Raw genomic sequence first — 26,375 nt, forward strand, 5'->3', positions numbered from 1 at the left:
TTGCTCTGCCGGACTGACTTAGGACGGGGTGCAGGGGGGCGCAAGGGGGCCGCCCCCGCGCCCAGGGGCCGCGTCAGTCGGGCAGGATGCGGCCCAGGATCTGCCTGGCGGTTCCCGCGATCATGCCTGCGGGCCGCTGCTCGTGCCACATCGCGGTGGCATAGGCGCGGGCCTGATCCAAAGTGATGTGAGGCGGCAGGGGCGCCACGTTCGGGTCGCTGAGGATGTCCAGCACGAAGGGACGGTCCGAAGCCAGCGCCTCGTCCCAAGCGGCCCCGATATCGTCGGGCCGTTCCACGCGGCGGCCCCCTAGGCCCATCAGCTTCGCGATGTCGGCATAGGGAATGTCGGGCAGGGTCTGGCTGGCGGGCCACTTGGGATCGCCGATCTGGACGCGCTCCTCCCATGTAACGAAGGCCAGCTCGCGGTTGTTCAGCGCCATGACAATCAGGCGCGGGTCCTTCCACCGCCGCCAGTAGCGCGAGATGGTGATGAGTTCGGACATCCCGTTCATCTGCATTGCCCCGTCGCCCACAAGCGCGATCACCGGGCGGTCGGGATGGGCGAACTTGGCCGCGATGGCATAGGGCACCGCGCAGCCCATCGTCGCCAGCGTGCCCGAGACCGAACCCATCATGCCTTCGCGCAAATCGAGGTTGCGCGCCCACCACACGGTCGTGGTGCCGCTGTCGGCGGTGACGATGGCGCGGTCGGGCAGGCGGGGCGTCAGTTCGGTTGCGATCTTTTGGGGGTTGATCGGATCGGCCTCGACCGCCGCCTCGCCTGCCAAGGCCTCGCGCGAGTCCCGGACAGATTTCTCGACCTGCTCGCGCCAGCTTCGATCCTCCTTGCGCCTGAGCAGCGGGATCAGGGCGCGCAGGGTGGCGGCAGAGTCGCCCTGCAGGTTGACCTCCATCGGATAGCGCAGGCCCAGCATCCCGGCATCAAGGTCGATCTGCACGGCCCGCACCGCCCCCGGCTTGGGCAGGTATTCGGCGTAAGGGAATCCCGAGCCGACCCACAGCAGCGTGTCGCAGCTCTTCATCAGCGCATCGCTGGCGGGCGTGCCAAGGAAGCCCATCGAGCCCGTGACCCAGGGCAGGTCGTCCGGCAGGGCGGTCTTGCCCAGCAGCGCCTTGGCGACGCCCGCGCCCAGGATCTCGGCCACCTCGGTGACCTCGGCGGCCGCCCCGATGGCGCCCGCGCCGACAAGGATCGCCACCTTCTCGCCCGCGTTCAGCACCTCGGCCGCCGCGCGCAGCGAGGCGTCAGTGGGGACCGGAACGGTTTCTGCAAGGCCCACGCCCGAGAAGGTGGACCCATGCTCGCGCGGGGGCATCTCCATTGGTTCGTTCTGCAGGTCGTTGGGCAGGATCACGCAGGTCACGCGGCGTTCCGCCTTGGCAATGCGCCAGGCGCGGTCGATCAGGTGAGGCACCTGGTTGGGCAGGGTGGCCGTGGCGACAAAGGCCCCCGCCACGTCCTTGAACAGAGATTGCAGGTCAAGGTCCTGCTGGTAATGCGATCCCATTGCCGCCCGCGCCTGCTGACCGACCAGCGCCACCACCGGCATGTGGTCGCCCCGTGCGTCGTAAAGCCCGTTCAGCAGATGCACCGCGCCGGGACCCGAGGTCGCAAGGCAGAAGCCGACCTCTCCGGTGAACTTGGCGTGGGCAGTGGCGCAAAGGCCTGCCATCTCCTCGTGCCGGACCTGAACGAACTCGATCAGGGGGGCTTCGGGATCGGCCTCATGCGCCTTCTCCATCCGCTGCAGGGCGCCGATCAGCCCGCCGACGCCGTCGCCGGCATAGCCGTAGACCCGACGCGCGCCCCAGTCGTACGCGCGCTGCATGATGAAATCGGCAACCGTATCGGCCATCGTCCTTCCCCCGTGCGTCCTGATGCGACAGGAACGGGCGGGCGCGGGAAGGGGTTGCGTCGGCAGGCCATTTATTGGCCGGAACGGCTCGGCCTGCCGGTCGTTGACCCCTGCATCGGTGACACGGGACCAAGGCGATGCCGGACCCTCGGACGGAGCGCGAGCGCATGGTCGAGACGCAGATCGCGGCACGTGGGGTCTGCGATCCGGGGGTGCTGCGGGCCATGCGCGAGGTCCCGCGCGAGGCCTTCGTTCCGTCGCATCTGGCCGACGGGGCGCATGTCGACCGGCCCCTCGCCATCGGCGAAGGCCAGACCATCTCGCAGCCCTTCATCGTGGCATTGATGCTGGAGGCGGCCGGGATCGGGCCGCAGGACCGTGTGCTCGAGATCGGGGCAGGGTCCGGCTATGCCGCCGCCGTGGCAAGCCGCCTCGGCGCGCAGGTCTGCGCCGTGGAACGCATCGGGGCGCTGGCAGAGGCCGCGCGCGAAAGACTGGCGCGGCTGGGCTATGACAATGTCGAGGTCCGGCAGGGCGACGGGACCGGGGGCTGGCCCGGCGGCGGCGCCTTCGACGTGATCCTTGTCTCTGCCGCGGGTCCCGAGGTGCCGGCCGCGCTGGTGGCGCAGCTTGCGCCGGGCGGGCGGCTTGTGATGCCGGTGGGGGAACGATCCGGGCCGCAGCAGCTTGTCCGCCTGTGCCGCACGCCGGACGGGCTGCGGCAGGACGACCTGGGCGCCGTGGCCTTCGTGCCCCTGATCGGGGCCGAGGGCTTTGCCGAGGACAGCTGATCCCGCCCACAACAGGGCGGCGAGGAAAGGACACGAGGATGGCCGAGTTTGAGATCGAACGCGAGGAAGGCGGCAAGGGCGGGCGCTATGTCGCCCGGATCGACGGGGCCGAGGCCGAGATGACCTGGACCGCCTCGGAAAGCGTGGACGTCATCGACCACACCTTTGTCCCGCCCGAACTGCGCGGGCGGTCCCTGGGCAAGGCGCTGGTCTGGCGCGCGGTCGAGGATGCCCGCCGGAGCGGCCGCAAGATCCTGCCCATCTGCAGCTTCGCCGCCGCGCAGTTCCGGCGGCACGCGGATTGGCGAGACGTCCTGCCGGGCTGAGGCAGGGCTGTCACGTTTCCACCCGGCGGGGTTGACGGGCGGGCGCGGGCATGGGCAGAACCCGGGCCGACCACGCATATTGAAGGACCGCGCCCATGACCCTGCCCACCCGCCGCACGATCCTGACCGCCGCCCTGACGATCGGCCTGTCGCCGCTTGCCGCCTGGGCGCAGGAGGCCACCTGGCCGACCGGGCCGGTCCATGTCTATGTCGGCTTCCCGGCAGGGTCCTCGCCCGACACCCTGGCGCGGCTGATCACCGAGCCCCTGGCCCAGCGCCTCGGGCAGCCGGTGGTGGTCGAGAACAAGGCAGGCGCGGGTGGCGTGATCGGTGTCCAGCAGATGCTGGCAGCCAAGCGCGACAACCATTCCTTCGGTGTCACCATCAACGGCCCGCTGACCACCTCGGCCCGCCTGACGCCCGATCTCGGCTATGACGTGGCCCAGGACATCGCCCCCGTGGCGCTGCTGGCAACCTCGCCACTGGTGCTGGCAATGGCGACCGAGGCCAAACCCACCGACATCGCCAGCTTCATCGAGGCGGCCCGGGCCGAGCCGGAGGCGATCAGCTACGGCTCGGTCGGGCAGGGCTCGGGCGCGCATCTGACCGCCGAGCTGTTCGCGGATGCGGCAGGCGTCGAGATGCTGCACATTCCCTTCGCCAGCTATGCCGAGGTCACGACCTCGATCCTGGGCGGAGAGATCGACGCGGGCTTCATGGCGCCCTCGGCCGCGCTGCCCCATGTCGAAGCCGGCACGATGAAGATCCTGGGCGTCACTTCGGCCGAGCCCTTCCCGCAGGTGCCGGACGCGCCGGTGATCGCGGGGCAGGCCGGGCTGCCCGCCGATTTCAACGCCGAGCTGTGGAACGCCGTCATCGCGCCCGCCGGCACCGACCCCGCCGTGATCCAGCGCCTGAACACCGAGATCAACGCGATCCTGGCCGATGCCGAGGTGCAGCGGAAGCTTCTGGACATGGGCTGGCAGGCGCAGGGCGGCGCGCCCGAGGATCTGGGCGCCCGCATCGAGGTCGACACCGCCCTGTGGGGCGCGGTGATCGACAGGATCGGCGCGGCGGACTGAGCGATGCGGCGCGACTGGACGGACCTGCTGGGCGGCGGCGCCATGGCGGCGCTGGGGCTGGCGGTCGCCGCTTATAGCGCCGCGCATTACGACACGGGCACCCTCCGCCGCATGGGGCCGGGTTTCCTTCCCCTGGGGCTGGGCGTGATGCTGGCGATCTTCGGCGCGACCATTGCGCTGCCTGCGTGGTCGCGTCCGGGGCAGGCAGTCGCGGTCGCATGGCGCGAGGCGTTGTGCGTGCTGGCCTCGATCCTGATCTTCGGCCTTGGCATGGCGCGGCTGGGGCTGGTCCCCGCGACGATGCTGGCGGTGCTGGTCGCCTCGGTTCCCGCGCCCCAGGGCGGCATTGCATGGCGTGTGGTTCTTGCGGGCGTCGTCAGCCTGATCACCTGGCTGGTCTTCTCGGTGGGTCTGCGCCTTTCCATCCCCGTGTGGCCCGCATGACCGCGTGGGAGGGACTGCTGCACGGCTTTTCCGTGGCCCTGCAGCCGACGGTGATGCTGTATTGCGTGATCGGCGTCGTGCTGGGGACCTTCATCGGCGTGCTGCCGGGGATCGGGGCGATGGCCGCAATCTCGCTGCTGCTGCCGATCACCTACTACATCACGCCCGAATCCGCGCTGATCATGCTGGCGGGCGTTTACTACGGCTCGCAATACGGCGGCGCGGTGGCGTCGATCCTGCTGCGCCTGCCGGGAACGCCGCAATCGGCGGTGACGACGCTGGATGGCTATCCCATGGCGCGGCAAGGGCGCGCAGGCGTGGCGCTGTTCGCGTCCATGATGTCGTCCTTCGTAGGCTCGATCCTGGCTATCGTTGTGCTGGTGGTGCTGGCGGGCTGGCTGTCGCGTGCCGCGACCCAGTTTGGCGCGGCGGACTACGCGGCAATGATGGTGCTGGGGCTGGTGGCGGCCTCGACCGTGGGGTCTGACGCGCCCGCCAAGGGCTTTGCCATGGTCACGCTGGGGCTGATCCTTGGCACCGTGGGCACGGACGTGAACTCGGGCACGCAGCGCTTCACCTTTGGCGTGACCGAGATGATGGACGGCGTGAACCTTGTCGCGCTGGCTATGGGCCTCTTCGGTGTGGCCGAGGTCATCGGCAACATCCGCAGCGCCGAGCGGCAGGGCACGCCCGAGCGCGTCACCCTGCGCCAGCTGATGCCGACCCGCAACGACCTGAGCCGCATGACCTGGCCCACGCTGCGCGGCACCGCGCTTGGCAGCTTCTTCGGGGCGCTGCCGGGGACGGGTTCGACGATTTCCTCCTTCCTGTCCTATGCAATGGAACGCCGCGTCGCCCGCCAGCCCGAGCGCTTCGGCAATGGCGCGATCGAGGGCGTGGCCGGACCCGAGGCCGCCAACAACGCCGCCGCCATCACCGCCTTCGTGCCGACGCTGACGCTTGGCATCCCTGGCGACCCGATCATGGCGCTGATGTTGGGCGCGCTGGTGATCCACGGCATCCAGCCGGGACCGATGATGCTGGAAGCGCGACCGGACATGTTCTGGGGTCTCGTCGTCAGCTTCGGCATCGGCAACCTGCTGCTGCTGATCCTGAACCTGCCGCTGATCGGGATCTGGGTGTCGATGCTGCGCATCCCGTTCCGCTGGCTCTACCCGGCGATCATCGTCTTCATGTGCATGGGCGCCTGGTCCGTGCGGGGATCCGGCTTCGACATCCTCGCCGTCGCGGCCATCGGTCTGGGCGGTTACCTGCTGTCGCTTGCCCGCTTCAGCCCGGCGCTGCTGCTGCTGGGCTTCGTTCTGGGTCCGCTGATCGAGACGAACCTGCGCCGCGCCATGCTGATCTCTCGCGGCGACCCGATGATCTTCCTGGAACGGCCAATCGCGGCGGGGTTCGTGCTGGTCACGGTCGTGCTGATCGCTCTTTCGCTGTGGAATACGTGGCGGCGCAAGCTCGACCGGACTGAACACAGTGGGCATATGTGACGAAAAGAACACGGATTTTCATTTTCGCGGCATTTTCAGGTTGCAGCCGGGCGCCTTCCAAGTAGAACCCGACTGAATTACCAAGGTATGTCGGTTCGCATCCAGATCGGCTCCCAGGCAACATCTCTCGTCTTTGTCGAAGGTCGCTCATGCCGCTCAGCCGCGCACATTCCCGCCGTGTTCGTTCCCTTCTTCTTTCCGTCACGGCCCTGACCGCTGTATGTGCGCCTGTCGTGTACGCCCAGGATGCCGCCGAAAATATCGTTCTGGACGAGATCCTGGTGACCTCCGCCTCCTCGATCGCAACCTCTGTCCAGGATGCGCCGGCGTCGATCACCGTGATCGACCAGGAAACGATCCAGACCAGCGGCGCGCGCGATGTCCGCGATCTGCTGCGGACCGTGCCGGGGCTGAACCTGACCCGCGGCAACGACGGCAACTCGGGCGTGTCCTTCCGCGGGCTGTCCAGCAACCGCACCCTGACGCTGATCGACGGCAAGAGGGTCAGCACCCGCAACACCTTTGCTCGGCACTACAGCGGCGACCTGCAGATCGTCCCGGTGGATGCCATCGAGCGGATCGAGGTGGTGCGCGGGCCGATGTCCACGCTTTACGGCTCGGACGCGATGGGCGGTGTCGTCAATATCATCACCAAGAAGGGCACCGACGTCTGGTCGGGATCGGTCACGACCGAATTTGGCATCGCGGATGAAAGCACCACTGCCGACAGCCGCTCGATCTCGGGTTATCTCTCGGGGCCGCTCGGCCAGAACCTCAGCCTGGCGGCCTGGCTGAAGCTGTCGGAAATCGAGGCGCCTGACGAGCCCTATGGCTTCACCGAAAGCCGGGGCGAGATGATCCCCAACTATACCAGCAACGGCACCCGCACCCAGACCGCCGGCGCCCGCCTGACCTGGACGCCGCGGGACGGGCAGGAATGGGGCTTCGAGGCTCAGGCTTCGGTGGACGACTACTTGGGCGCGGGTGACGAGCCCGACTCGAACGAGGTCTCGAAGCTGAGCCTCGCGGCAACGAACGAATGGCAGCTCGGCAACGGTTCGCTGTCCAGCTACCTTCGCTACGAGCAGTCCGAGAACAAGACCTGGGACGAGGAAGGGTCGGACTGGAACGACCCCATCGAATACGACACGGTCACGCTCGAGTCCCGCTACACCTCGCAGGCGACGGTGGGCGGCCGCACCTTGGACTATACCCTTGGCGGGCTCCTGGCGCGCGAGGAACTGACCGATCCGATCACGACCTCGGATGCGCTGATCGAGGGCTCGGTCGATACCGCCGCGCTTTATGCCGAGGGTCGGTGGCAGGTGACGGACGCCCTGAGCCTGACGGGCGGCCTGCGGCTCGACCATCACGAGAAATATGGCAACCACGTCACGCCGCGGCTTTACGCGAACTATGATCTGGGCAACGGGCTGATGCTGAAGGCGGGCTATGCGCAGGCCTTCGTCGCGCCCGACCTGCGCAACCTCAACCCGAACTACCAGATGGGCTCGCGCGGGAACGGCTGCAAACCCTATGTCGGCCCCTGCACGATCATCGGCAACCCCGACCTCGACCCCGAGACCTCGGACAACTACGAGATCGGCCTGAACTACCAGGGCGCGGACACCAGCTGGGAAGTCACCGCCTTCTACAACGACGTCGAGAACATGCTGAGCGCCCGCCGCACCGGCGAGTTCACGCCCGACGGCAGCCCCCTGTTCCAGCGCGACAACTTCGACTACGGCAAGACCTCGGGCATCGAGTTCGGCGTCGAGCACCATGTGAACGACGACCTCGTCTGGACGACCTCGGGCACCTATATCGCCAAGTCCGAGTTCAAGTACGGCGACTTCGACACCGCCTATCCGATGGCGACGACCCCCGAATGGAACGTCACGACCGGTCTGGCGTGGCAGGCGAACGACCGCCTGAACCTGTCGGGGCAGGTCACCTATGTCGGCAAGCAGGCGGGATATGTCGTTGCGGACGACGTGGATCTGGGGCCGGGCGAACAGCCGTCGGTTCCGGCCGGGCAGAACAGCGATCCCTATTACATCGTGGACGTCTCGGCGCGCTATGACCTGACCGAAAGCTCGCTGTTCTACGCAAGCGTAGACAACCTGTTCAACGACCAGCCCGACGCGGACGTGGACTATCGTGAGGACGGTCGCTTGTTCAAGCTGGGCCTGACGACCCGCTTCTGATCGGACGTCCGGAATGGCAGGCCCGGCCGGTGATCCCTGGCCGGGCCTTCGTCATGTCGGGGCGGTGCCGTGCCCGGCAATTTCTGATCACAGGCAATCGTCGGAACTGCACGGTCTGCAACGGCGGCCGGCAAGGCTGCGCAACCTCTTACGAAAGCGGCGGCCCCTCATCATCCGCCCGGTTCCTCAACGCCACGGAAACGCTTGACCCGTAGCAGGCTGCTCCTCCATATCCGCGCGACAATCAGGGCCGCAGGAGACAGGCCGGCAAGGCCATGCAAGCGGCAGCGACGGGGAGGGATCTCGACATGAGCGGCCTGCTGGCCATGTCTCGCGGCATCGACCGCATCAACACGGTGATCGGGCGCAGCGTCAGCTGGCTGATCCTGGTCGCCGTGCTCGTCAGCGCGGGGAACGCGATCATCCGAAAGGTGTGGTCGATTTCCTCGAACGCCTGGCTTGAACTGCAATGGTATCTGTTCGGCGCAGCCTTCCTGCTGGCCGCGGCCTATACGTTGCTGGAAAACGAACACATCCGCATCGACATCCTTTACGGCGGGCGGTCGCGGCGCACCCAGCACTGGATCGACCTGATCGGGCATCTGCTGTTCCTGATGCCCTTCGTGATCCTGATGATCTGGCTGATGGTGCCTTGGCTGGAACGGTCGATCGCGTCGGGCGAACGCTCGATGAACGCGGGCGGACTGGTCCTGTGGCCGGCCAAGGCGCTGCTGCTGGCGGGTTTCATCCTGCTGTTCTTCCAAGGCATTTCCGAGATCATCAAGAAGATCGCGGTGATGCGCGGCATCATTCCCGACACGCAGGCGCATTTCTCGGCCCATGGCGCGGTCGAGATCGACGACAAGCTGCTGTCCGAGGCGGGCTTTGCCGACCCTGACCATCCGGTCACGGACGAGATGCTTGGCCATCCGGCCGACCACAGCACCAACTACACCGACCGGGGAACGCGCAAATGATGGAACTGATCGCGCAGAACATGGCGCCGATCATGTTCGCAAGCCTCGTGGTGTTCCTGCTGCTGGGCTATCCCGTCGCCTTTGCGCTGGCGGCGAACGGCCTGCTGTTCTTCATCATCGGAGTGGAACTGGCGCCGCTGTCTGGCGGCAACATCAACCTGTCCTGGAACCTGCTTCAGGCCATGCCGGAACGGTTGTGGGGCCTGTTATCCAACGAGACATTGCTGGCGATCCCTTTCTTCACCTTCATGGGGATCGTGCTCGAGAAATCGGGTATGGCCGAGGACCTGCTGGACACCATCGGTCAGCTGTTCGGCCCCGTGCGCGGCGGGCTCGCCTATGCCGTCATCATCGTTGGCGCCCTGCTGGCGGCCACGACGGGCGTGGTGGCGGCCTCAGTGATCGCCATGGGCCTGATCTCGCTGCCGATCATGCTGCGCTATGGCTATGACCGGCGGATCGCCTCGGGGACCATCGCGGCCTCGGGCACGCTGGCGCAGATCATTCCGCCCAGCCTCGTGCTGATCGTGCTGGCTGACCAGCTCGGCCGGTCTGTGGGCGACATGTACAAGGGCGCCATGATCCCGGGCCTCGTGCTGACCGGGTTCTACCTGTCCTATATTTTCGTGATGTCGATCATCCGGCCGAACTCGATGCCCGCGCTGCCGAAAGAGGCGCGGACGCTGGGGTCGGGCGTAACCTCGCTGCTGGTGGCGCTAGTCCTGACCGGGGCGCTGGCCTATGCGCTGTTCGTCCGGATGCAGCCGGCCTACGGCACCAACGCCGACATCCTTGCGCCCTCGGCCGCCGTTCTGGTCATCTACGTGCTGGCGCTGCTGGACCGGACGCTGAAGACCAACGTGATGAGCCGGCTGGCGCAGCAGGTCATCATCGTGCTGATCCCGCCGCTGGCGCTGATCTTCCTGGTGCTGGGCACGATCTTCCTGGGCATCGCCACACCGACCGAGGGCGGCGCGATGGGTGCCGTGGGCGCGCTGATCCTGGCGGGCGCCAAGGGCCGCCTGGGCGGCGGCGTCATCCCGCAGGCGCTGACGGCGACGACGCGGCTGTCGGCCTTTGTCATGTTCATCCTGATCGGGGCGCGGGTCTTCTCTCTGACATTCTACGGGGTGAACGGGCATATCTGGGTCGAGCACCTGCTGACCTCGCTGCCGGGGGGCGAATACGGCTTCCTGATCGTCGTCTCGATCCTCGTGTTCCTGCTGGCCTTCTTCCTCGACTTCTTCGAACTGGCCTTCATCATCGTCCCGTTGCTGGCCCCCGCGGCGGAAAGCCTCGGCATCGACCTGATCTGGTTCGGCGTCCTGCTGGGCGTGAACATGCAGACCTCGTTCATGCACCCGCCCTTCGGCTTCTCGCTGTTCTTCCTGCGCTCGGTCGCGCCCAAGGTCCCCTACAAGGACAAGGTGACCGGCCTGATGATGGAGCCGGTGCGGACCGGTCAGATCTACTGGGGTGCCGTTCCCTATGTCTGCATCCAGCTGGTGATGGTCGCCATCGTCATGATCTTCCCGGGGCTGGTGATGCACTACAAGGGGCCGGCGATAGACACCTCGAATGTCGAGGTCAGCTTCCCGTCAGGTAACCTTGGCGGAGGATTGGGCGGCGGCCTGGGCGGACTTGGCGGCAACCCCTTCGGGGCGCCGGCCGCACCGGGTGCTGCACCCGGCGGCCTGGGTGGCCTGGGCAATCCGTTCGGAGCGCCTGCGACGCCTGCGCCCACGCAGCCTGACGCGGCAGCTCCGGCGGCTCCTTCCGCGGGAGGGCTGGGCGGGCTGAACTCGCCGCCGAGCTTCGGCGCGCCTGCTGCCCCTGCTGCGACGACTCCGGCTCCGGCAGCGCCGGGCGTCGACCTTGGCGCTCCGCCGAACTTCGGCGCGCCCGCGGCGCCTGCGGCAGCGCCCGCCAGTGGTCTCGGCACTCCGCCAAACTTCGGGGCGCCTGCGGCCGGTAATCCTGCCAGCGGCGCGGTGACGAGCGAGACAGTGACGGTCCCGGTCACGCCTGCACCGCCGGCTCCCGCCGCCAACTGAACGAAGAAAGGGCGCCTACAGGGGCGCCCTTTTCATTTCTCGCGCTGCCCGGCCAACGGGAAAGCCGCCGCCCCGAGGGACGGCGGCTTCTTTGCCTCGGCGTCGGCTTACAGCTTGCCGTTGCGCTGCTGGATCATCATCATCGTGTCGAAGGTGTAGTCCGTCGTCTGGCCGTAAAGATACCAGTCGTTCAGGAAGGGCTTCTGCGCTTCCCACATCCGCTTGAACTCGGCGTTTTCGTTCGACAGCTCGTCATAGACTTGGCGCGAGGCGTCGAAGGCGGCCATCATCACGTCTTCCGGGAAGGGCAGGGGCTGTGCGCCCGATTGGGCCAGCCGCTTCAGCGCGGGCGGGTTCTTGTAGTCGTATTCCGACAGCGTGTTCAGGTCGGTCGCCTGGCAGGCCGTGCGGAGGATCGACTTGTAGACCTCGGGCAGCTCGTTCCACTTGGCGAGGTTGAAGAACATCCCCACCGTCGGTCCGCCTTCCCAGAAGCCGGGGTAATAGTAGAAGGGCGCGACCTTCTGGAAGCCCAGCTTCTCGTCATCATAGGGGCCGACCCACTCGGCGGCGTCGATGGTGCCCTTCTCCAGCGCCGGATAGATGTCGCCGCCGGCGATCTGCTGCGGTACGACGCCCAGCTTTTCCACCACGCGGCCAGCGAGGCCCGAGATCCGCATCTTCAGGCCCTGCATGTCGGCCACGCTGCCGATCTGCTTGCGGTACCAGCCGCCCATCTGCGCGCCCGTGTTGCCGACGGGGAAGCAGACCAGGTTCTGCTTGGCCAGAAACTCGTTGTAGGAGTCGATCCCGCCGCCGTGATAGTTGTAGGCCGCCTTGCCGCGCGCGTTGAAGGTCCAGGGCAGGTCCGCACCGCAGGCAAAGGCCGGGTCCTTGCCCCAACTGTAGTAGCCCACCGAGTTCGCGACCTCGACCGTGCCGTCGGTCGCCGCGTCGATGGCCTGCAGGCCGGGGACGATCTCGCCGGCCGCGAAGACCTGCAGGTTGAACTTGCCGTCGGTCATGGCCTTGACGCGCTCGGACACGTCCACGCCGCTGCCGTAGATGGTTTCCAGCGACTTGGGGAAGGACGAGGCGACGCGCCAGTTGATCGCGGGCATCTCCTGCGCGATGGCGGGCGCCGCCAGGGTCGTTCCCGCCGCAGCCGCAGCACCGCCCAGCGAGGCGGTCGTCAGGAACCGGCGGCGGTCGAGTTTGGTCTTGTCGGTCAAGTCATGTCCTCCTCTGTGCCGGGCGTGCGGCCTTGACCCGGCCGCCGCCCGTTCGCGCGGTGCAGATTGCATTGCAGGCAGGCCGCTGTCCACATGACGTTGCGGTCATGCGAAGGAAAGCGCGCCAGCAGGTTAGCCCTTTGTGCAAGAGGCAGTCTCGAGGCGCGAAAGCGTCTTTCCCTTTGGTCGCGTCTGTGGAATCGATGCGACCGGAACAAGCTGGGGCAGGGACAGGAAATGGCGACCGGAAACGGCAGCGAGGCCGCCCAGGGGCTGCGCATGGTCGCACCGCCCCTGGTTTACGCCATCCTGATGCTGGCGATCCCGCTGCTGACGATCCTGACCTTCTCGTTCCTCAAGGACGGCTACCAGACCGTCATCCGCGAATTCACCTTCGAGAACTATCTGGCCGTCTGGGCCGACCCGATCTTCCGCACCCTGATGCTGCGGTCGCTGTGGGTCGCGGGGCTGGTCACGCTGGCAACGGTCGTGCTGGCCTTTCCCGTGGCCTATTTCCTGTCCTTCGTGGTCGCGTCCCGGCACAAGGCGATGTGGATCTTCCTGATCACCATCCCCTTCTGGACCAGCTACCTGATCCGCGTGTTCCTGTGGAAGGTGATCCTTGGCTACAACGGCGTCATCAACTCGGGGCTGAAGTCGCTGGGAATCATCGAGCAGCCGCTGTCCTTCCTGCTCTACAACACCGGCTCGATCGTAGTGACGCTGGCGCACGCCTATGCGCCCTTCGCCATCCTGCCGATCTATGTCGCGCTGGAAAAGATCGACCGCTCGCTGCTGGAAGCGGGCCGCGACCTCGGTGAAAGCCGGCTGATGACCTTCTGGCGCGTCACCCTGCCGCTGGCCATGCCGGGCGTGCTGGCCGCCGTGCTGATCGTCTTCATCCCGACGATCGGCGACTACGTCACCCCTACCCTGATCGGAGGCGGCAAGATCCCCATGGTCGCGAACCTGATCCAGGCGCAGATGCTGGACATCGACAACAAGCCGCTGGGGTCCGCCATCGCGGTCACGGCCATGGGCATCGTGGGGGTGCTGTCGCTGATCTTCCTGTTCCTCAACCGCCGCTTCCTGAGGGTCCGGCAATGAGGGGCGGGGGCCTGCGTGCCTATGCGCTGCTGTATCTGCTGTTCCTTTACGCGCCGATCCTGCTGCTGCCGATCTTCGCCTTCAACTCGGGCACCATCATCGCCTTCCCGCTGCAGGGCCTCACGAGCCAGTGGTTCGAGCAGATGTGGGGCAATGCCACGCTGCGCCGCGCGCTGGGGAACTCGCTGACCATCGCGCTCAGCTCGGCCGTGCTGGCGACCTGCCTTGCGATCTTCGCGGCCCGCGCCTCGACCCGCTACCGCTTTCCGGGAAAGGGCGGAGCCTTGGGGCTGATCATGCTGCCGCTGATCCTGCCGGAAATCATCGTCGGCATCTCGCTGCTGGTGGTGCTGCTGGCTGCGGGCGTGCAGCTGTCGATCCTGACCGTCATCATCGGCCACACGCTGATCTGCATGCCCTATGCCGTGGCGATCATGACCACCGCCTTTTCGTCGCTGGACAAGTCGCTGGAAGAGGCGGCCTATGACCTCGGCGAAACGAAGTGGAGCGCCTTCCGCCTCGTGATCCTGCCGCTGGTCATGCCCGGCATCATCTCGGCCATGCTGATGAGCTTCACCATCAGCCTGGACGAGTTCATCATCGCCTTCTTCCTGGCCGGGAACGAACCGACCCTGCCCACCTATATCTTCAGCCAGCTGCGCTTTCCCAAGTCGATCCCGATGATCATGGCGCTGGGGACGGTGCTGGTGATGATGTCGATCCTGCTTCTGGCAGTGGCCGAATATTTCCGCCGTCGCGGCGCTGCCCGCACCGGCCAGTCGAGCAGCGGAGGCTTGCTGTGAACGCCCGAAACCCCATGCCCGTGGTGCGCGAAGGCGGCCCCGCCAGAGACGAGCACGGCCGCCCCACGCCGATCGAGACGCGCCGCGTGATGATCGAGTGCCGGAACGTCCACAAGTATTACGGCGACTATCACGCCCTGCGTGGCATCGACCTGAAGATCCGCGAGGCCGAGTTCTTCTCGCTTCTCGGCCCTTCGGGCTGCGGCAAGACCACTCTGTTGCGGACCATCGCAGGGTTCGAGGACATCGGCTCGGGCGTGGTGCTGATCGACGGCAAGGACATGGCGAACGTCCCCGCCAACGTCCGGCCGACGAACATGGTGTTCCAGTCCTATGCCATCTTCCCCCACCTGACGGTTGCCGAAAACGTGGCCTTCGGATTGCGCCGCGATCCCCGCTCCAAGGCGGAAAAGGCGGCGGCGGTCGAGGAGGCGCTGGCGATGGTCGGCCTGCGCGGCTACGGCGCCCGCGCGGCGCACGCCCTGTCGGGTGGCCAGCGGCAGCGGGTGGCACTGGCGCGCGCCCTGATCCTCAAGCCCAAGGTGCTGCTGCTGGACGAGCCGCTGTCGGCGCTCGACCGCAAGATGCGCGAGCAGATGCAGGTGGAACTGATCAAGCTGCAGCGGCAGGTCGGGATCACCTTCGTTCTGGTGACGCATGACCAGGAAGAGGCGCTGGTCATGTCCGACCGCATCGCCGTCATGTTCGAAGGCGAGATTGCCCAGCTTTCCTTCGCCGAAGAGCTTTACACCCGCCCTGCCAGCCGCCGCGTTGCGGATTTCATCGGCGTGATGAACTTCCTGCCCGCCCGCATCCTCGGTGATACGGAGACGGGCGTCCGCGTGGACGTCCCCGGCTTCGGCGAGTTCGAGGTTCCCGCCGCCAATGTCAGCCGCGCGGATGCGGGCGACAGCGGCCCATCCGTCGGCTTCCGTCCCGAGGCCGTGACGCTGCTGACCCGCGACGCGCCCGCACCGAACCGCGAGACGGCCGGTGCGATCGAGGAAATCGTCTATTACGGCGACATGACCTATTACGACGTGCGGCTGGACGGCTCGGCGCGCTTCGACGGAAAGGGACACCCGATCCGCGTCTCGATGCGCAACGTCTTCGGCCGCGACCTGCCTGACCTGGGCACCCGCACCCGGGTCAGCTGGTCGCCGGGCTCGCTGATCCTTTTCCGCTGAAGAAGGGCGGCCCGGACTGCCGGGCCGCGCCAAGGGCTCAGGCGGCGTCCAGCGCCTTGACGATGGGCGCGAAGTCCGCGGCCTTCAGGCTCGCCCCGCCCACCAGCGCGCCATCGACATGGGCGATGGCAAAGATCTCGGCGGCATTGGCGGGCTTGACGCTGCCGCCGTAAAGCAGGCGGAACCCGGCCCCGTCGGCAAAGCGCGCGACCAGCGCCTCGCGCATGGCGGCATGAACCTCGGCGATCTGGTCGTTCGTGGGGGTGCGGCCCGTCCCGATGGCCCAGACGGGCTCATAGGCGATGACGGTGTTCGCGGCGGTGGCGCAATCGGGGACCGAGCCCGCAAGCTGCCGCGCGATCACGTCCAGCGTCTCGTTCGCGTCGCGCTGCGCTTCCGTCTCGCCCAGGCAGATGACGCTGGCGATGCCGGCGCGGTGGGCGGCGACGGCCTTGGCCGCCACGTCCTCATCCGTCTCGCCGTGATCGGCACGGCGTTCGGAATGGCCGACGATGACGTAGCTTGCACCCGCGTCGCGCAGCTGCTCGGCTGAGATGTCGCCGGTATGGGCGCCCGATTCCTTCGCGTGGCAATCTTGGCCGCCGACGGCGACCGCAATGATGCCCCGCCCGATGCAGTCTGCCATCGGGCGCATCAACGTGGCGGGGGGGCAGATAAGGATCTCGACCCCTGCCGTGCCACAGTCGCGCGTCAGCGCGTCCACCTCGGCCAGAGAGGCGAGGGTTCCGTTCATCTTCCAGTTTCCGGCGGCAAGCTTGCGGGGCGGCATGGGATCCTCCTGTTGGGTCGGCCACGGCCTAGCGCGGCCGGGTGCAGGGGATCAAGGGCGGGTACCGGCGTCACCCTCGGACCGGGGCGCTGCCCCGGACCCCGGGATACTTGAACAAAGGAGAACTGCCTTGCGGTCAGAATAGGCGCCGGTCGTCTTCTGTCCTCAAATATCCCCGCCGGAGGCTCCGGCGCGGACGAAGGACTGCCTCAGCCGTCGCGGCGCGCGGCCGAGCCCTCCAGCGGCTCGAAGCGGATCGATTCGCCGCAGCCGCAGGTGTCGGTGACGTTCGGGTTCACGAAGCGGAAGCCGCTGTCCAGCAGGCCCGTGTGATAGTCGATCTCGGTCCCGAACAGGAACATCTGCGCAGTGGGTGCGATCAGCACGCGGGCAGCGCCCTGTTCCACGACCTCGTCGTTGGGCGAGGGCGTGTCGGCCAGCTCCATCGTGTATTCCATTCCCGCGCAGCCGCCCTTCTTCAGGCCGATGCGCAGCCCCGAGGCGCCCCTTTCGGCCATCAACCGGGCGATCCTCGCCTCGGCGGCAGGGGTGATGGTGACGGGCGGTTTTCCGGGGATCGAGAACATGGGAGAGGCCTTTCGCGCTGGCCCCCAAGATAGGCAGCCCAGCCGGATCGCTCAAGCCGTGCTGCCGCAGGGTTTGCGGTCTCAGGCTCCGGCTGCTAAAAGGCGCGATCCCGAGGAAAGCCGCAACACCCCGATGACCGCCGAGACCCCCGTCCGCAGCGCCGCCCGTCTGTCCGTCGCCCCCATGATGGACTGGACCGACCGGGCCTGCCGGGGCTTCCACCGCCTGCTCAGCCGCCGGGCGTTGCTTTACACCGAGATGGTGACGGCGCCCGCCATCGTCCACGGCGACCGGGCGCGGCTGCTGGATTATGACGCGGCCGAGCATCCGGTGGCGCTGCAGCTGGGCGGGTCTGACCCGGCGGAGCTGCGCGAGGCCACCCGGATCGCCGCAGACTGGGGTTATGACGAGATCAACCTGAACGTCGGCTGCCCCAGCGACCGGGTGCAGTCGGGCTGCTTCGGTGCGGTGCTGATGAAGACTCCGGCCTTGGTGGCGGACTGCGTGGCTGCCATGCAGGCGGTCAGCCCCGTCGAGGTCACGGTGAAATGCCGCATCGGCGTGGACGAGCAGGAGCCCGCCGAGGTGCTGCCCGCCTTCCTGGACACCATCGCCGCGGCTGGTGTCCGGCGCGTCACCATCCACGCGCGCAAGGCCTGGCTGCAGGGCCTCAGCCCGCGCGAGAACCGCGAGATCCCGCCGCTGGACTATCCGCTGGTCCATGCAATGAAGGCGGCTTTCCCGCAGCTGCATCTGTCCATCAACGGCGGCATTGGTTCGGCCGAGGCGGCAAGCGAGCACCTTGAGGTCATGGACGGCGTAATGATCGGCCGCGCGGCCTATCACGAGCCCTGGGCCATCCTCGGCGCGGCCGACCGGCTATGGGGCGATGAGCCGCGCTTTGCAGAGCCGGCCGAGGTCGCGCTTGCGATGCGCGAGGTGATCGCGCGGCATCTCGAAACCGGCGGACGGATGCACCAGATCACGCGGCACATGCTGGGGCTGTTCCACGGTCGCCCCGGCGCCCGGATGTGGAAGCGGATCCTGTCCGAGCGAGGCTCGGCGGGCACGCTGGACGACTACGACGCGGCGCTGGCGGCGGTCGGCGCACGGGAATTCGCGTGAAACCCTAACGCTTCGGAAATCCGCCTCGTCCTGTGATCCGTGCAAGACAGGGCATGCTGACCCGAGATGCTTCCTGCTGGGCAGACTGCCGCTGACCGCCTCGGCTCAAACGAATTTTCGCAATCCTCATCGACGTGCCGCTGCACACCGAGAAGGGCGCTGCCTCAAGCCTTCTCGGCCACCTTGGCCGCGTCCCACAGCGCGTCCATTTCCTCCAGCGTCGACTCCTCGGGGCGCCGACCCTGAACGGCGAGGGCGGCCTCGATTGACTGGAAGCGGCGGGTGAACTTGGCGTTGGCGCCGCGCAGGGCTTCCTCGGGGTCGATATTCAGGTGTCGGGCGAGGTTCGCCATCACGAACAACAGGTCGCCGAACTCCTCGGCCAGATGCGCGGGGTCGGCGCTGCTCTTGGCGGCAACCAGTTCGGCCGTTTCCTCGCGGATCTTGTCCAGGACCTGCTCGGTCGCGGGCCAGTCAAAGCCTACCCGCGCCGCGCGGTTCTGCAACTTGATCGCGCGGGTCAGCGCGGGCAGCCCCAGCGCCACGCCGTCCAGCGTCCCACGTTCGGCCTTGGCGGCACGTTCCCTGGCCTTGATCGCCTCCCAGTCGCGGACCTGCTGCTCGGCCGACTTGTCGCGGGATTCGTCGCCGAAGATATGGGGGTGACGCGCGATCAGCTTGTCGGAAATCGCCCGCGCCACGTCGGCAAAGTCGAACATGCCCTTTTCCGTCGCCATCTGCGCGTGGAAGACTACCTGCAGCAGCAGGTCGCCCAGTTCTCCGGGCAGCTCGTCCCAGGCCTCGCGGGTGATGGCGTCGGCGACCTCGTGCGCTTCCTCGATGGTGTAGGGCGCGATCGAGGCGAAGTCCTGCTCGATGTCCCAGGGGCAGCCGGTCTGCGGGTCGCGCAGCGCGGCCATGATGTCGATCAGGCGGCGGGTTTCGGCGGTTGCGTCGGACATGGGCGGCGTTCCTTGGAAGGGCAGGGCCTCACGAAGACACGAGCGGCGGGGCAGAGTCCACCTCTGGCCCCCGCGTTCGTGACCTGACCACGCCCGGGGGACGGCGGCTGTTTCTGGACAAGGGCCCTGGCTCCGACTAGGTTCCGCGCCAATCCGCCGCCGGGGCCCTGGTCCTGGCGTTCCCTGACCCTGCGACAAGGATCGCCCATGTTCGTCACCCCTGCCTACGCCCAGGCCGCGGCTCCTGCCGCTGGCGGAGCCGCCGCGTTCGCCCAGTTCGTCCCCCTGATCCTGGTCTTCCTGATCATGTATTTCCTGATCATGCGGCCCCAGCAGAAGAAGATGCGCCTGCACCGCGAGATGATCGCGGCCCTGAAGAAGGGCGACAACGTCATCACCCAGGGCGGCATCATCGGCAAGGTCGTCGGCGTCCGCGACGAGGAGATCGAGGTGGAGATCGCCCAAGGCGTCCGCATCCGCGTCGTCCGCGCCACCATCGCGCAGGTGGTCAACCGCGCCGCGCCCGTCGCCGCGAACAGCTGAAGCAGCAGAGCCACCATGCTGCAGATCCCGACCTGGAAACGCGTCCTCATCCTCGGCATCGTCCTGGTGGGGCTGCTTTATGCGATGCCGAACCTGTTCTATCAGCGGGTGGAAACGCATAACGACGCGATCACCGCGGCCGAGCGGGCCGGGTTCGAGACGCCCGAGCAGGCTGCCGCCCGGTCCCTGTGGCCGGACTGGCTGCCGTCTTCGCTGGTCAACCTGGGACTGGATCTGCGCGGCGGCGCCCATCTTCTGGGCGAGGTCAATGTCGAGGAAGTCTATGCTTCGCGCATGACCGGCCTCTGGCCGGAACTGCGCGACGCCTTGGCGGCCAAGCGCGACGTGCTGGGCGCGGTTCGCCGCGTGCCTGGCCCGCCCGACCAGCTGCATGTCGAGATCGGCAATCCCGACCAGATGGCGCGCGCAGTGGAAATCGCCCGCGGTCTTGCCGCGCCGGTCGTGTCGCTGTCCGGGGCGGGTGCCTCCAGCCTCGACATCACGGCACAGGGCGCGACCATGATCGTGCAGCTGTCCCAGGCCGAGCGCGCCGCGACAGACGACCGCACCATCCAGCAATCGCTGGAAATCGTGCGCCGCCGGGTGGACGAGGTCGGCACCCGCGAGCCCACGATCCAGCGCCAGGGCAAGGACCGCATCCTGATCCAGGTGCCCGGCATCGGTTCGGCCGAGGAACTGAAGGAACTGATCGGCACCACCGCCAAGCTGACCTTCAACCCGGTGGTCGGGCGCGGCACCGACCCGAACGTGCAGGCGGGCCTGGGCAACATCGTCGTGCCGTCGATGGACGAGCCGGGCGTGTACTATACGCTTGCCGAGGCGCCCGTGGTCACCGGCGAGGACCTGACCGACGCCCGGCCCAGCTTCGACCAGAACGGCCAGCCGGCCGTGGACTTCCGCTTCGGCCCGCAGGGCGCGCGCCGCTTCGGCGCCTATACCTCGGCCAACATCGGCCAGCCCTTCGCCATCGTGCTGGACAACCAGGTGATCTCGGCCCCCGTGATCCGACAGGCGATCACCACCGGCTCGGGCCAGATCTCGGGCGCCATGACGGTGGACGAGTCGACCCAGCTAGCCGTTCTGCTGCGCGCGGGCGCGCTGCCCGCGGAAATGACCTTCCTTGAAGAACGGACCATCGGGCCGGAACTGGGGCAGGATTCGATCGACGCGGGCACCAAGGCCGCGAGCATCGGGACCGTCCTGGTCGTCGGCTACATCGTGGCCAGCTACGGGCTGTTCGGCGTCTTCGCCTCGGTCGCCGTCATCGTCAACGTCATCCTGATCCTCGCGATCATGGGGGCGATGGGAGCCACGCTGACGCTGCCGGGCATCGCGGGGATCGTGCTGACGGTCGGCACCGCGGTCGATGCCAACGTCATCATCTACGAACGCATCCGCGAGGAACTGCGGGCCGGAAAGAAGGTGGTCAAGGCCATCGACGACGGCTTCAACGAGGCGATGAGCGCCATCATCGACGCCAACGTCACCACCTTCATCGCCGCGCTGGTGATGTTCTTCCTAGGCTCGGGCCCGGTAAAGGGCTTCGCCGTGACGCTGGTCATCGGCATCGTCACCTCGGTCTTCACCGCGATCTACCTGACGCGGCTGATGATCGTGTTCTGGCTGGAACGCCGCCGTCCCGCGGCCCTGGTCCTCTAAGGGGAAACCTTCATGGCATTCCGTCTGAAACTCGTCCCCGACAACACGAAGATCGACTTCTTCCGCTGGCAGTGGCTGACGACCGGCATCTCCGGTCTCGCGATGGTGGCATCGGTCATCATCGTCCTGACCATGGGGCTGAACTTCGGCATTGACTTCAAGGGCGGCACGACCATCCGCTCGGAAAGCCCGACCGAGTTCTCGGTGTCCGAGTACCGCGACGCGCTGGCCGGGCTGGACCTGGGCGACGTGTCCATCACCGAGGTCTTCGACCCCTCCTTCGGCCCCGACCGCCATGTGGCGCAGATCCGCATCGGCACCACGAACGAGACCGGCTCGGTCACGCCCGAGGAACTGAACCGGATCGAGGCCGCGCTGCGCGAGGTCGATCCCGGCGTCACCTTCGCGGCCGTGGAATCCGTCGGCCCCAAGGTCTCGGACGAGCTGATCAGGACCGCCGTCTACGCGGTGGGCGCGGCGACCATCGGCATCCTGTTCTACATCTGGCTGCGCTTTGAATGGCAGTTCGCGGTGGGCGCGGTGACGGCGCTGGTCCATGACGTGCTGGTGACCGTCGGCATCTTCTCGCTGTTCCAGTTGCGCTTCGACCTGACCACCATCGCCGCGCTGCTGACGATCTTGGGCTATTCGGTCAACGACACGGTGGTCGTCTTCGACCGGCTGCGCGAGAACCTCATCAAGTTCAAGACCATGCCGCTGATCGACGTCATGAACCTGACGGTGAACGAGACGCTGTCGCGCACGGTGATGACCGCCATGACCACGGCCTTGGCCCTGGGCGCGCTGCTGATCTGGGGCGGGGACGTGATCCGTGGCTTCGTCTTCGCGATGTTCCTGGGCGTGTTCATCGGCGCCTATTCGACCGTGTACCTTGCGAAAAGCGTCGTGCTGTGGCTGGGCGTACGCCGCGACTGGGGCAAGCCCGAGAAGAGCGCCCGGGCCGAGCGGGACGAACTGTCGGGCACGCCCTTTCAGGACACGCCCTGATGGCCATGCGCGAAAGCGACTATCCCGGGGGCGTTCCGGTGGACGGCTACGGGCGGGGCTTCTTCCGCGTGGAAGGGCAGGTCCATCGCGGCGCCCTGATCGTCACCGCCGACGGCGTCCGGACCTGGTCGGGGCTTGAGGATGCGGCGCCCCTGGTGGCGCTTGGGGGCAGGATCGACGTGCTGTTCCTGGGCATGGGCGCCGACATCGCCCATCCGCCTGCCGCGCTGGTGGCCCTGCTGGAAGACGCCGGGCTGATGGTCGAGCCTATGTCCACCCCCAGCGCCGCGCGCAGCTACAACATCACGCTGTCCGAGGGGCGGCGGGTCGCCTGCGCCCTGCTTCCCGTCTGAGGTCCGGCATGGGCGTGCTCGTCCAGGCGCATGACCTCGCCGTGTCGCGCGGCGGCCGGCGCGCGGTCGAGGGCGTCGGCTTCACCCTGTCGGCGGGCGAGGCGCTGATCCTGCGCGGACCCAACGGCATCGGCAAGACGACCCTGCTGCGGACGGTGGCGGGGCTCCAGCCCCCGGCCGGGGGCCGGATTGAGGCAGATCCCGACGCCATCGCCTATGCCGCCCATGCGGACGGGTTGAAGGGCGCGCTGAGCGTGGCCGAGAACCTGCGCTTCTGGCGCGATGTCTTTGGCGGACCGCCCGTGGAGCCCGCGCTTGAGGCCATGAACCTGACCCAACTGGCCGGACGGCCCGCCGCGATGCTGTCGGCGGGGCAGAAACGCCGCTTGGGGCTTGCGCGCCTTCTGGTCACCGGCCGCCCGGTCTGGGTGCTGGACGAGCCAACGGTGTCGCTGGACGCGGGTTCGGTCGCGCTGTTTGCGGATGCGGTGCGCGCCCATCTGGCGGCGCAGGGAGCGGCGCTGATCGCCACGCACATCGACCTTGGCCTGCCCGAGGCGCGGGTGCTGGACCTCGGCGCGCATCGGGCAACCGCCACGGCCCCCTCGCGTGCGCCTGCGAGCTTCGACGAGGCCTTCGGATGAGAAACCTCCCCAGCGTGGAACTGCCCGGACAGGAACGCCCATGCTCGCGCTGCTGATCCGCGACCTGAGGCTTGCCACGCGGGCAGGGGGCGGCTTCGGGCTGGGCCTCGCCTTCTTCCTGATCGTCTGCACGCTGGTGCCCTTCGGCGTCGGTCCCGAGGGCGGGACGCTGGCCCTGATCGCGCCCGGCATCCTTTGGGTCGGCGCGCTGCTGGCTTGCCTGCTGTCGCTGGACCGCATCTTCGCGCTGGACTGGGAGGACGGCAGCCTCGACCTGCTGGCTACCGCCCCCGTGCCGATGGAGGGCGCGGTGCTGGTCAAGGCGGCGGCCCACTGGATCACCACCGGCCTGCCGCTGGTGGTGGCCGCGCCCGTCTTCGGCATCCTGCTGCACCTGCCCTCGGGCGCGCAGGGCTGGCTGGTCGCGGCGCTGCTGCTGGGGACGCCCGCGCTGTCGATGCTGGGCGCCTTCGGGGCGGCCCTGACGGTGGGCCTGCGGCGGGGCGGGCTGCTGATGTCGCTGCTGGTCCTGCCGCTTTACGTGCCCACCCTGATCTTCGGGGCCGAGGCGGTGCGACGCGGGGCCGCAGGGGGCGACGGGACGACGCCCTTGGTGCTTCTGGCCGGGATCACCCTTGCTACGCTGGCCGCAATCCCCTTTGCGGCCGCCGGCGCGCTGAGGGTCAACCTGCGGTGAGGGGGCTTCACGCGGTCCTCCCGCCCGGCTAGAGGAAGCAGCATGTCGATCTGGGAATACGCCAACCCCGTCAAGTTCATGCGCACCTCGGGCGCGGTTCTGCCGTGGCTGATAGGCGCCACGGCGATCTGCCTGCCGGTGGGCCTGATCTGGGGCTGGACGGTGCCCGAGGACTACAAGCAGGGCGCGACCGTCAAGATCATGTTCCTGCACGTGCCTTCGGCGATGATGGCGATCAACATCTGGGTCATGATGCTGGTGACCTCGCTGATCTGGCTGATCCGCCGCCATCATGTCAGCGCGCTGGCCGCCCGCGCGGCGGCCCCTATCGGCGCGGTGATGACGGTCATGGCGCTGGTCACGGGCGCCGTCTGGGGCCAGCCGACCTGGGGGACCTGGTGGGAATGGGACCCGCGCCTGACCTCGTTCCTGATCCTGTTGCTGTTCTATCTGGGCTACATGGCCCTGTGGTCCGCGATCGAGAACCCGGACAACGCGGCCGACCTGACCGGGGTCATGTGCCTTGTGGGTTCCGTCTTCGCCTTCCTGTCGCGCTATGCGGCGCATTTCTGGAACCAGGGGCTGCACCAGGGATCGACCATCAGCGTCGCGCCGGGGGACCGGATCAGCTCGGTCTACAGCTATCCGCTGTATACCTGCATGCTGGGGTTCTTCCTGCTGTTCGTGACGCTGCTGCTGATCCGCACCCGGACCGAGATCCGCCGCCGCCGCACCGCGGCCCTGCTGGCAAGGGAGATGCGCGCATGATCGCCGAACTCGGCCGCCACGCGGCTCCGGTCCTTGCGGCCTGGACCATCTCGGGCGTCCTGATCGTCGGGCTGATCGCCCAGACGATGGTTGCTGCCTCGCGCGCCCGGCGCGCGCTGGAGAAGGTGGAACGCCGTGGCTAGGATCTCTCCCCTTGTCGCCATTCCGCCTCTGGCCTTCGCGGGGCTGGCCGCCATGTTCCTGTGGGGCATGGGGCGCGAGGACCCGACCGCGCTGCCCTCGGCCCTGGTGGGGCGGCAGGCGCCCGCGGTGCCAGCAACGACGCTGCCCGGCAAGCGGCAGCTGACCGACGCCGACCTGCGCGGTGGAGAGGTGACGCTGGTCAACTTCTGGGCCAGCTGGTGCCCGCCCTGCCGGGCCGAGCATCCGACGCTGGAAGCCCTGACGGCCGAGGGGATCAACGTGGTCGGCATCGACCTCAAGGACCCCGAGCCTGCCGCGCTGCGCTTCCTGGCCGAGCATGGCGATCCCTTCGCCGCGCTGGCGACCGACCCGCAGGGCCGCACGGCGATCGAATGGGGCGTGACCGCCCCGCCCGAGACCTTCATCCTGGACGGAGAGGGCAACATCCTTCACCGTCACGCGGGTCCGCTGATCCGCGAGGATTACACCAACCGCTTCCGTCCCGAGCTGGACAAGGCACTGGCCGCCGAGCGGTGAGGGCAGGGCGGCTGTCGCCGCCCTGAGCCCGGATCACCAGATGAAGTCGTCCACGCCCAGGCTGGAGAGCGAGGTCCACTCGATCTTCAGCGAGGCCGTGCCATCGTTGAAGAAGACATGACCGCCCGATTGGGTCAGGTGCTCGCGCACGTCGGCGAAGGTGTCGAGGCCTGCGAAGCTGCGCAGGTCGATCTGGTCGTCGTCGCTGCTGTCGTTGAAGGTGCGGATCGTGTCCTGCCCGCCGTTGAAGACCAAGCGGTCATCGCCCTCAGCCCCGCGCAGCAGGGCATTGCCCGGGCCGCCATCCAGAGTGTCGTTGCCTTCGCCCGCCGCCAGGTCGTCATTGCCTGCCCCGCCGAGGATCAGGTCGTTGCCTTCGCCGCCGATGACGATGTCGTTGCCGGCGCCCGCTTTCAGCGTGTCGTTCCCCTCGCCGCCGAAGACCCGGTCGCCGCCCGCACCGGAGATGACGTTGTCGTTCCCTTCGCCTGCGTTGATCGAATCCGAGCCGCTGCCCGCGCGGATTGTGTCATTGCCATCATCGGCGTTGATGCGGTTGTTGCCCTCACCGCCATCGATGAAGTCGTTGCCGTCATCGTCGGTGATCAGGTCGTTGCCTGCGCCGCCCCACAGGCTGTCATTGCCGTCGTCGCCGATGATCCGGTCATCCCCGGCCTCGCCCCAGAGGCGGTCATCGCCATCGCCACCGACAAGGGTATCGTTGCCGGCCCGCCCCCAGAGACGGTCGTCGCCCCCGCGCCCGCGGATGAGGTCACCCAGGGGTGTGCCGACAAGACTGTTGTCGTCGTCGTTGCCATTGATGGTCGCCATGTCGCGTCTCCTTGTCTGACCCGGTGTAGGTCAGAAAGGGTAGGCGCAGACCCGTGTGGCGCCCGCATGACAAACCCGGGATCATCGGCGATCCGGCGGGAAACCGCC

General features: G+C 67.7%; 27 protein-coding genes. 21 read left to right on the forward strand and 6 right to left on the reverse strand.

Annotated features, from left to right (window positions below; all coding sequences use genetic code 11):
• Positions 1-73: 73 nt before the first annotated feature.
• Positions 74-1,879 (reverse strand): thiamine pyrophosphate-requiring protein, encoded by a 1,806-nt coding sequence (locus tag BLQ03_RS04520; protein WP_090753400.1) that lies wholly within the window; start codon positions 1,877-1,879, stop codon positions 74-76.
• Positions 1,880-2,016: 137 nt separating this feature from the next.
• On the opposite strand from BLQ03_RS04520, the gene BLQ03_RS04525 reads away from it, so the two are divergent.
• The 8 genes from BLQ03_RS04525 (at position 2,017) to BLQ03_RS04560 (ending at position 11,268) form a co-directional block, all read left to right on the forward strand.
• Positions 2,017-2,670 carry a protein-L-isoaspartate(D-aspartate) O-methyltransferase gene (locus BLQ03_RS04525; protein ID WP_090753402.1) on the forward strand — a complete coding sequence of 218 codons (654 nt, stop codon included), beginning with the start codon at positions 2,017-2,019 and terminating at the stop codon, positions 2,668-2,670.
• 38 nt (positions 2,671-2,708) lie between these two features.
• Complete coding sequence (locus BLQ03_RS04530) at positions 2,709-2,996, forward strand: GNAT family N-acetyltransferase (protein ID WP_090753404.1); 288 nt, start codon at positions 2,709-2,711, stop codon at positions 2,994-2,996.
• Between the two features lie 95 nt (positions 2,997-3,091).
• Positions 3,092-4,078: a Bug family tripartite tricarboxylate transporter substrate binding protein gene (locus BLQ03_RS04535; protein ID WP_090753406.1), complete on the forward strand. Its 987-nt coding sequence runs from the start codon at positions 3,092-3,094 to the stop codon at positions 4,076-4,078.
• Between the two features lie 3 nt (positions 4,079-4,081).
• The gene (locus BLQ03_RS04540) at positions 4,082-4,522 is read left to right on the forward strand and encodes a tripartite tricarboxylate transporter TctB family protein (protein ID WP_090753408.1); all 441 of its coding nucleotides are present in this window, start codon (positions 4,082-4,084) and stop codon (positions 4,520-4,522) included.
• Positions 4,519-6,030, forward strand: a complete 1,512-nt coding sequence (locus BLQ03_RS04545; RefSeq protein ID WP_090753689.1) for a tripartite tricarboxylate transporter permease — start codon at positions 4,519-4,521, stop codon at positions 6,028-6,030. The genes BLQ03_RS04540 and BLQ03_RS04545 overlap by 4 nt, the downstream gene beginning before the upstream one ends.
• 233 nt (positions 6,031-6,263) lie before the next feature.
• Positions 6,264-8,237, forward strand: a complete 1,974-nt coding sequence (locus tag BLQ03_RS04550; protein WP_245688678.1) for a TonB-dependent receptor plug domain-containing protein — start codon at positions 6,264-6,266, stop codon at positions 8,235-8,237.
• 308 nt (positions 8,238-8,545) lie between these two features.
• The gene (locus BLQ03_RS04555) at positions 8,546-9,214 is read left to right on the forward strand and encodes a TRAP transporter small permease subunit (protein WP_090753413.1); all 669 of its coding nucleotides are present in this window, start codon (positions 8,546-8,548) and stop codon (positions 9,212-9,214) included.
• Positions 9,211-11,268 (forward strand): TRAP transporter large permease, encoded by a 2,058-nt coding sequence (locus tag BLQ03_RS04560; protein WP_090753415.1) that lies wholly within the window; start codon positions 9,211-9,213, stop codon positions 11,266-11,268. Before BLQ03_RS04555 ends, BLQ03_RS04560 begins: the two co-directional genes overlap by 4 nt.
• Before the next feature lie 107 nt (positions 11,269-11,375).
• Here BLQ03_RS04560 and BLQ03_RS04565 read toward each other — a convergent pair whose 3' ends face one another.
• Positions 11,376-12,500, reverse strand: coding sequence for a TRAP transporter substrate-binding protein (locus BLQ03_RS04565; protein WP_245688679.1), 1,125 nt, complete (start codon positions 12,498-12,500; stop codon positions 11,376-11,378).
• A gap of 237 nt (positions 12,501-12,737) precedes the next feature.
• On the opposite strand from BLQ03_RS04565, the gene BLQ03_RS04570 reads away from it, so the two are divergent.
• The 3 genes from BLQ03_RS04570 to BLQ03_RS04580 all read left to right on the forward strand — a co-directional run bounded on the left by BLQ03_RS04570 (position 12,738) and on the right by BLQ03_RS04580 (position 15,597).
• The gene (locus tag BLQ03_RS04570; protein WP_090753419.1) at positions 12,738-13,607 is read left to right on the forward strand and encodes an ABC transporter permease; all 870 of its coding nucleotides are present in this window, start codon (positions 12,738-12,740) and stop codon (positions 13,605-13,607) included.
• Positions 13,604-14,410, forward strand: coding sequence for an ABC transporter permease (locus BLQ03_RS04575; RefSeq protein WP_090753420.1), 807 nt, complete (start codon positions 13,604-13,606; stop codon positions 14,408-14,410). The genes BLQ03_RS04570 and BLQ03_RS04575 overlap by 4 nt, the downstream gene beginning before the upstream one ends.
• Positions 14,411-14,499: 89 nt before the next feature.
• A complete protein-coding gene (locus tag BLQ03_RS04580) occupies positions 14,500-15,597 on the forward strand; it encodes an ABC transporter ATP-binding protein (RefSeq protein ID WP_090753691.1) in 1,098 nt (365 codons plus the stop codon).
• Positions 15,598-15,634: 37 nt separating this feature from the next.
• Here BLQ03_RS04580 and tpiA read toward each other — a convergent pair whose 3' ends face one another.
• Positions 15,635-16,387: a triose-phosphate isomerase gene (gene tpiA, locus BLQ03_RS04585; protein WP_090753422.1), complete on the reverse strand. Its 753-nt coding sequence runs from the start codon at positions 16,385-16,387 to the stop codon at positions 15,635-15,637.
• 209 nt (positions 16,388-16,596) lie between these two features.
• Complete coding sequence (locus BLQ03_RS04590; protein WP_090753423.1) at positions 16,597-16,974, reverse strand: HesB/IscA family protein; 378 nt, start codon at positions 16,972-16,974, stop codon at positions 16,597-16,599.
• Positions 16,975-17,107: 133 nt separating this feature from the next.
• On the opposite strand from BLQ03_RS04590, the gene dusA reads away from it, so the two are divergent.
• On the forward strand, positions 17,108-18,100 hold the full coding sequence (gene dusA, locus BLQ03_RS04595; RefSeq protein WP_090753425.1) for a tRNA dihydrouridine(20/20a) synthase DusA: 993 nt from the start codon (positions 17,108-17,110) through the stop codon (positions 18,098-18,100).
• A 164-nt stretch (positions 18,101-18,264) separates the two neighbouring features.
• Here the strand turns inward: dusA and mazG are convergent, their stop codons facing one another.
• On the reverse strand, positions 18,265-19,062 hold the full coding sequence (gene mazG, locus BLQ03_RS04600) for a nucleoside triphosphate pyrophosphohydrolase (RefSeq protein ID WP_090753427.1): 798 nt from the start codon (positions 19,060-19,062) through the stop codon (positions 18,265-18,267).
• 207 nt (positions 19,063-19,269) lie between these two features.
• Here mazG and yajC point away from each other — a divergent pair, with 207 nt between their 5' ends.
• Genes yajC through BLQ03_RS04645 form a run of 9 tightly spaced genes read left to right on the forward strand, consistent with a single transcriptional unit; the run spans position 19,270 to position 25,436 of the window.
• Complete coding sequence (gene yajC / locus BLQ03_RS04605) at positions 19,270-19,605, forward strand: preprotein translocase subunit YajC (RefSeq protein WP_090753430.1); 336 nt, start codon at positions 19,270-19,272, stop codon at positions 19,603-19,605.
• Between the two features lie 15 nt (positions 19,606-19,620).
• Positions 19,621-21,285 (forward strand): protein translocase subunit SecD, encoded by a 1,665-nt coding sequence (secD, locus tag BLQ03_RS04610; RefSeq protein WP_090753432.1) that lies wholly within the window; start codon positions 19,621-19,623, stop codon positions 21,283-21,285.
• Between the two features lie 12 nt (positions 21,286-21,297).
• On the forward strand, positions 21,298-22,293 hold the full coding sequence (gene secF, locus BLQ03_RS04615; protein ID WP_090753434.1) for a protein translocase subunit SecF: 996 nt from the start codon (positions 21,298-21,300) through the stop codon (positions 22,291-22,293).
• Positions 22,293-22,646, forward strand: a complete 354-nt coding sequence (locus BLQ03_RS04620) for an Mth938-like domain-containing protein (RefSeq protein ID WP_090753436.1) — start codon at positions 22,293-22,295, stop codon at positions 22,644-22,646. The genes secF and BLQ03_RS04620 overlap by 1 nt, the downstream gene beginning before the upstream one ends.
• A gap of 8 nt (positions 22,647-22,654) precedes the next feature.
• Entirely contained in the window at positions 22,655-23,290 is a 636-nt protein-coding gene (gene ccmA / locus BLQ03_RS04625) for a heme ABC exporter ATP-binding protein CcmA (protein WP_090753438.1), read from the forward strand.
• A gap of 40 nt (positions 23,291-23,330) precedes the next feature.
• A complete protein-coding gene (gene ccmB, locus BLQ03_RS04630; RefSeq protein ID WP_090753440.1) occupies positions 23,331-23,987 on the forward strand; it encodes a heme exporter protein CcmB in 657 nt (218 codons plus the stop codon).
• A 42-nt stretch (positions 23,988-24,029) separates the two neighbouring features.
• Complete coding sequence (gene ccmC / locus BLQ03_RS04635; protein ID WP_090753444.1) at positions 24,030-24,755, forward strand: heme ABC transporter permease CcmC; 726 nt, start codon at positions 24,030-24,032, stop codon at positions 24,753-24,755.
• Positions 24,752-24,898 carry a heme exporter protein CcmD gene (gene ccmD, locus BLQ03_RS04640; RefSeq protein ID WP_090753446.1) on the forward strand — a complete coding sequence of 49 codons (147 nt, stop codon included), beginning with the start codon at positions 24,752-24,754 and terminating at the stop codon, positions 24,896-24,898. Before ccmC ends, ccmD begins: the two co-directional genes overlap by 4 nt.
• A complete protein-coding gene (locus tag BLQ03_RS04645) occupies positions 24,891-25,436 on the forward strand; it encodes a DsbE family thiol:disulfide interchange protein (protein ID WP_090753448.1) in 546 nt (181 codons plus the stop codon). The genes ccmD and BLQ03_RS04645 overlap by 8 nt, the downstream gene beginning before the upstream one ends.
• Before the next feature lie 33 nt (positions 25,437-25,469).
• Here BLQ03_RS04645 and BLQ03_RS04650 read toward each other — a convergent pair whose 3' ends face one another.
• Positions 25,470-26,267, reverse strand: coding sequence for a calcium-binding protein (locus BLQ03_RS04650; RefSeq protein ID WP_090753450.1), 798 nt, complete (start codon positions 26,265-26,267; stop codon positions 25,470-25,472).
• Between the last annotated feature and the right edge of the window lie 108 nt (positions 26,268-26,375).

It is taken from the genome of Paracoccus chinensis (assembly GCF_900102885.1).
Taxonomy (GTDB): Bacteria; Pseudomonadota; Alphaproteobacteria; order Rhodobacterales; family Rhodobacteraceae; genus Paracoccus; species Paracoccus chinensis.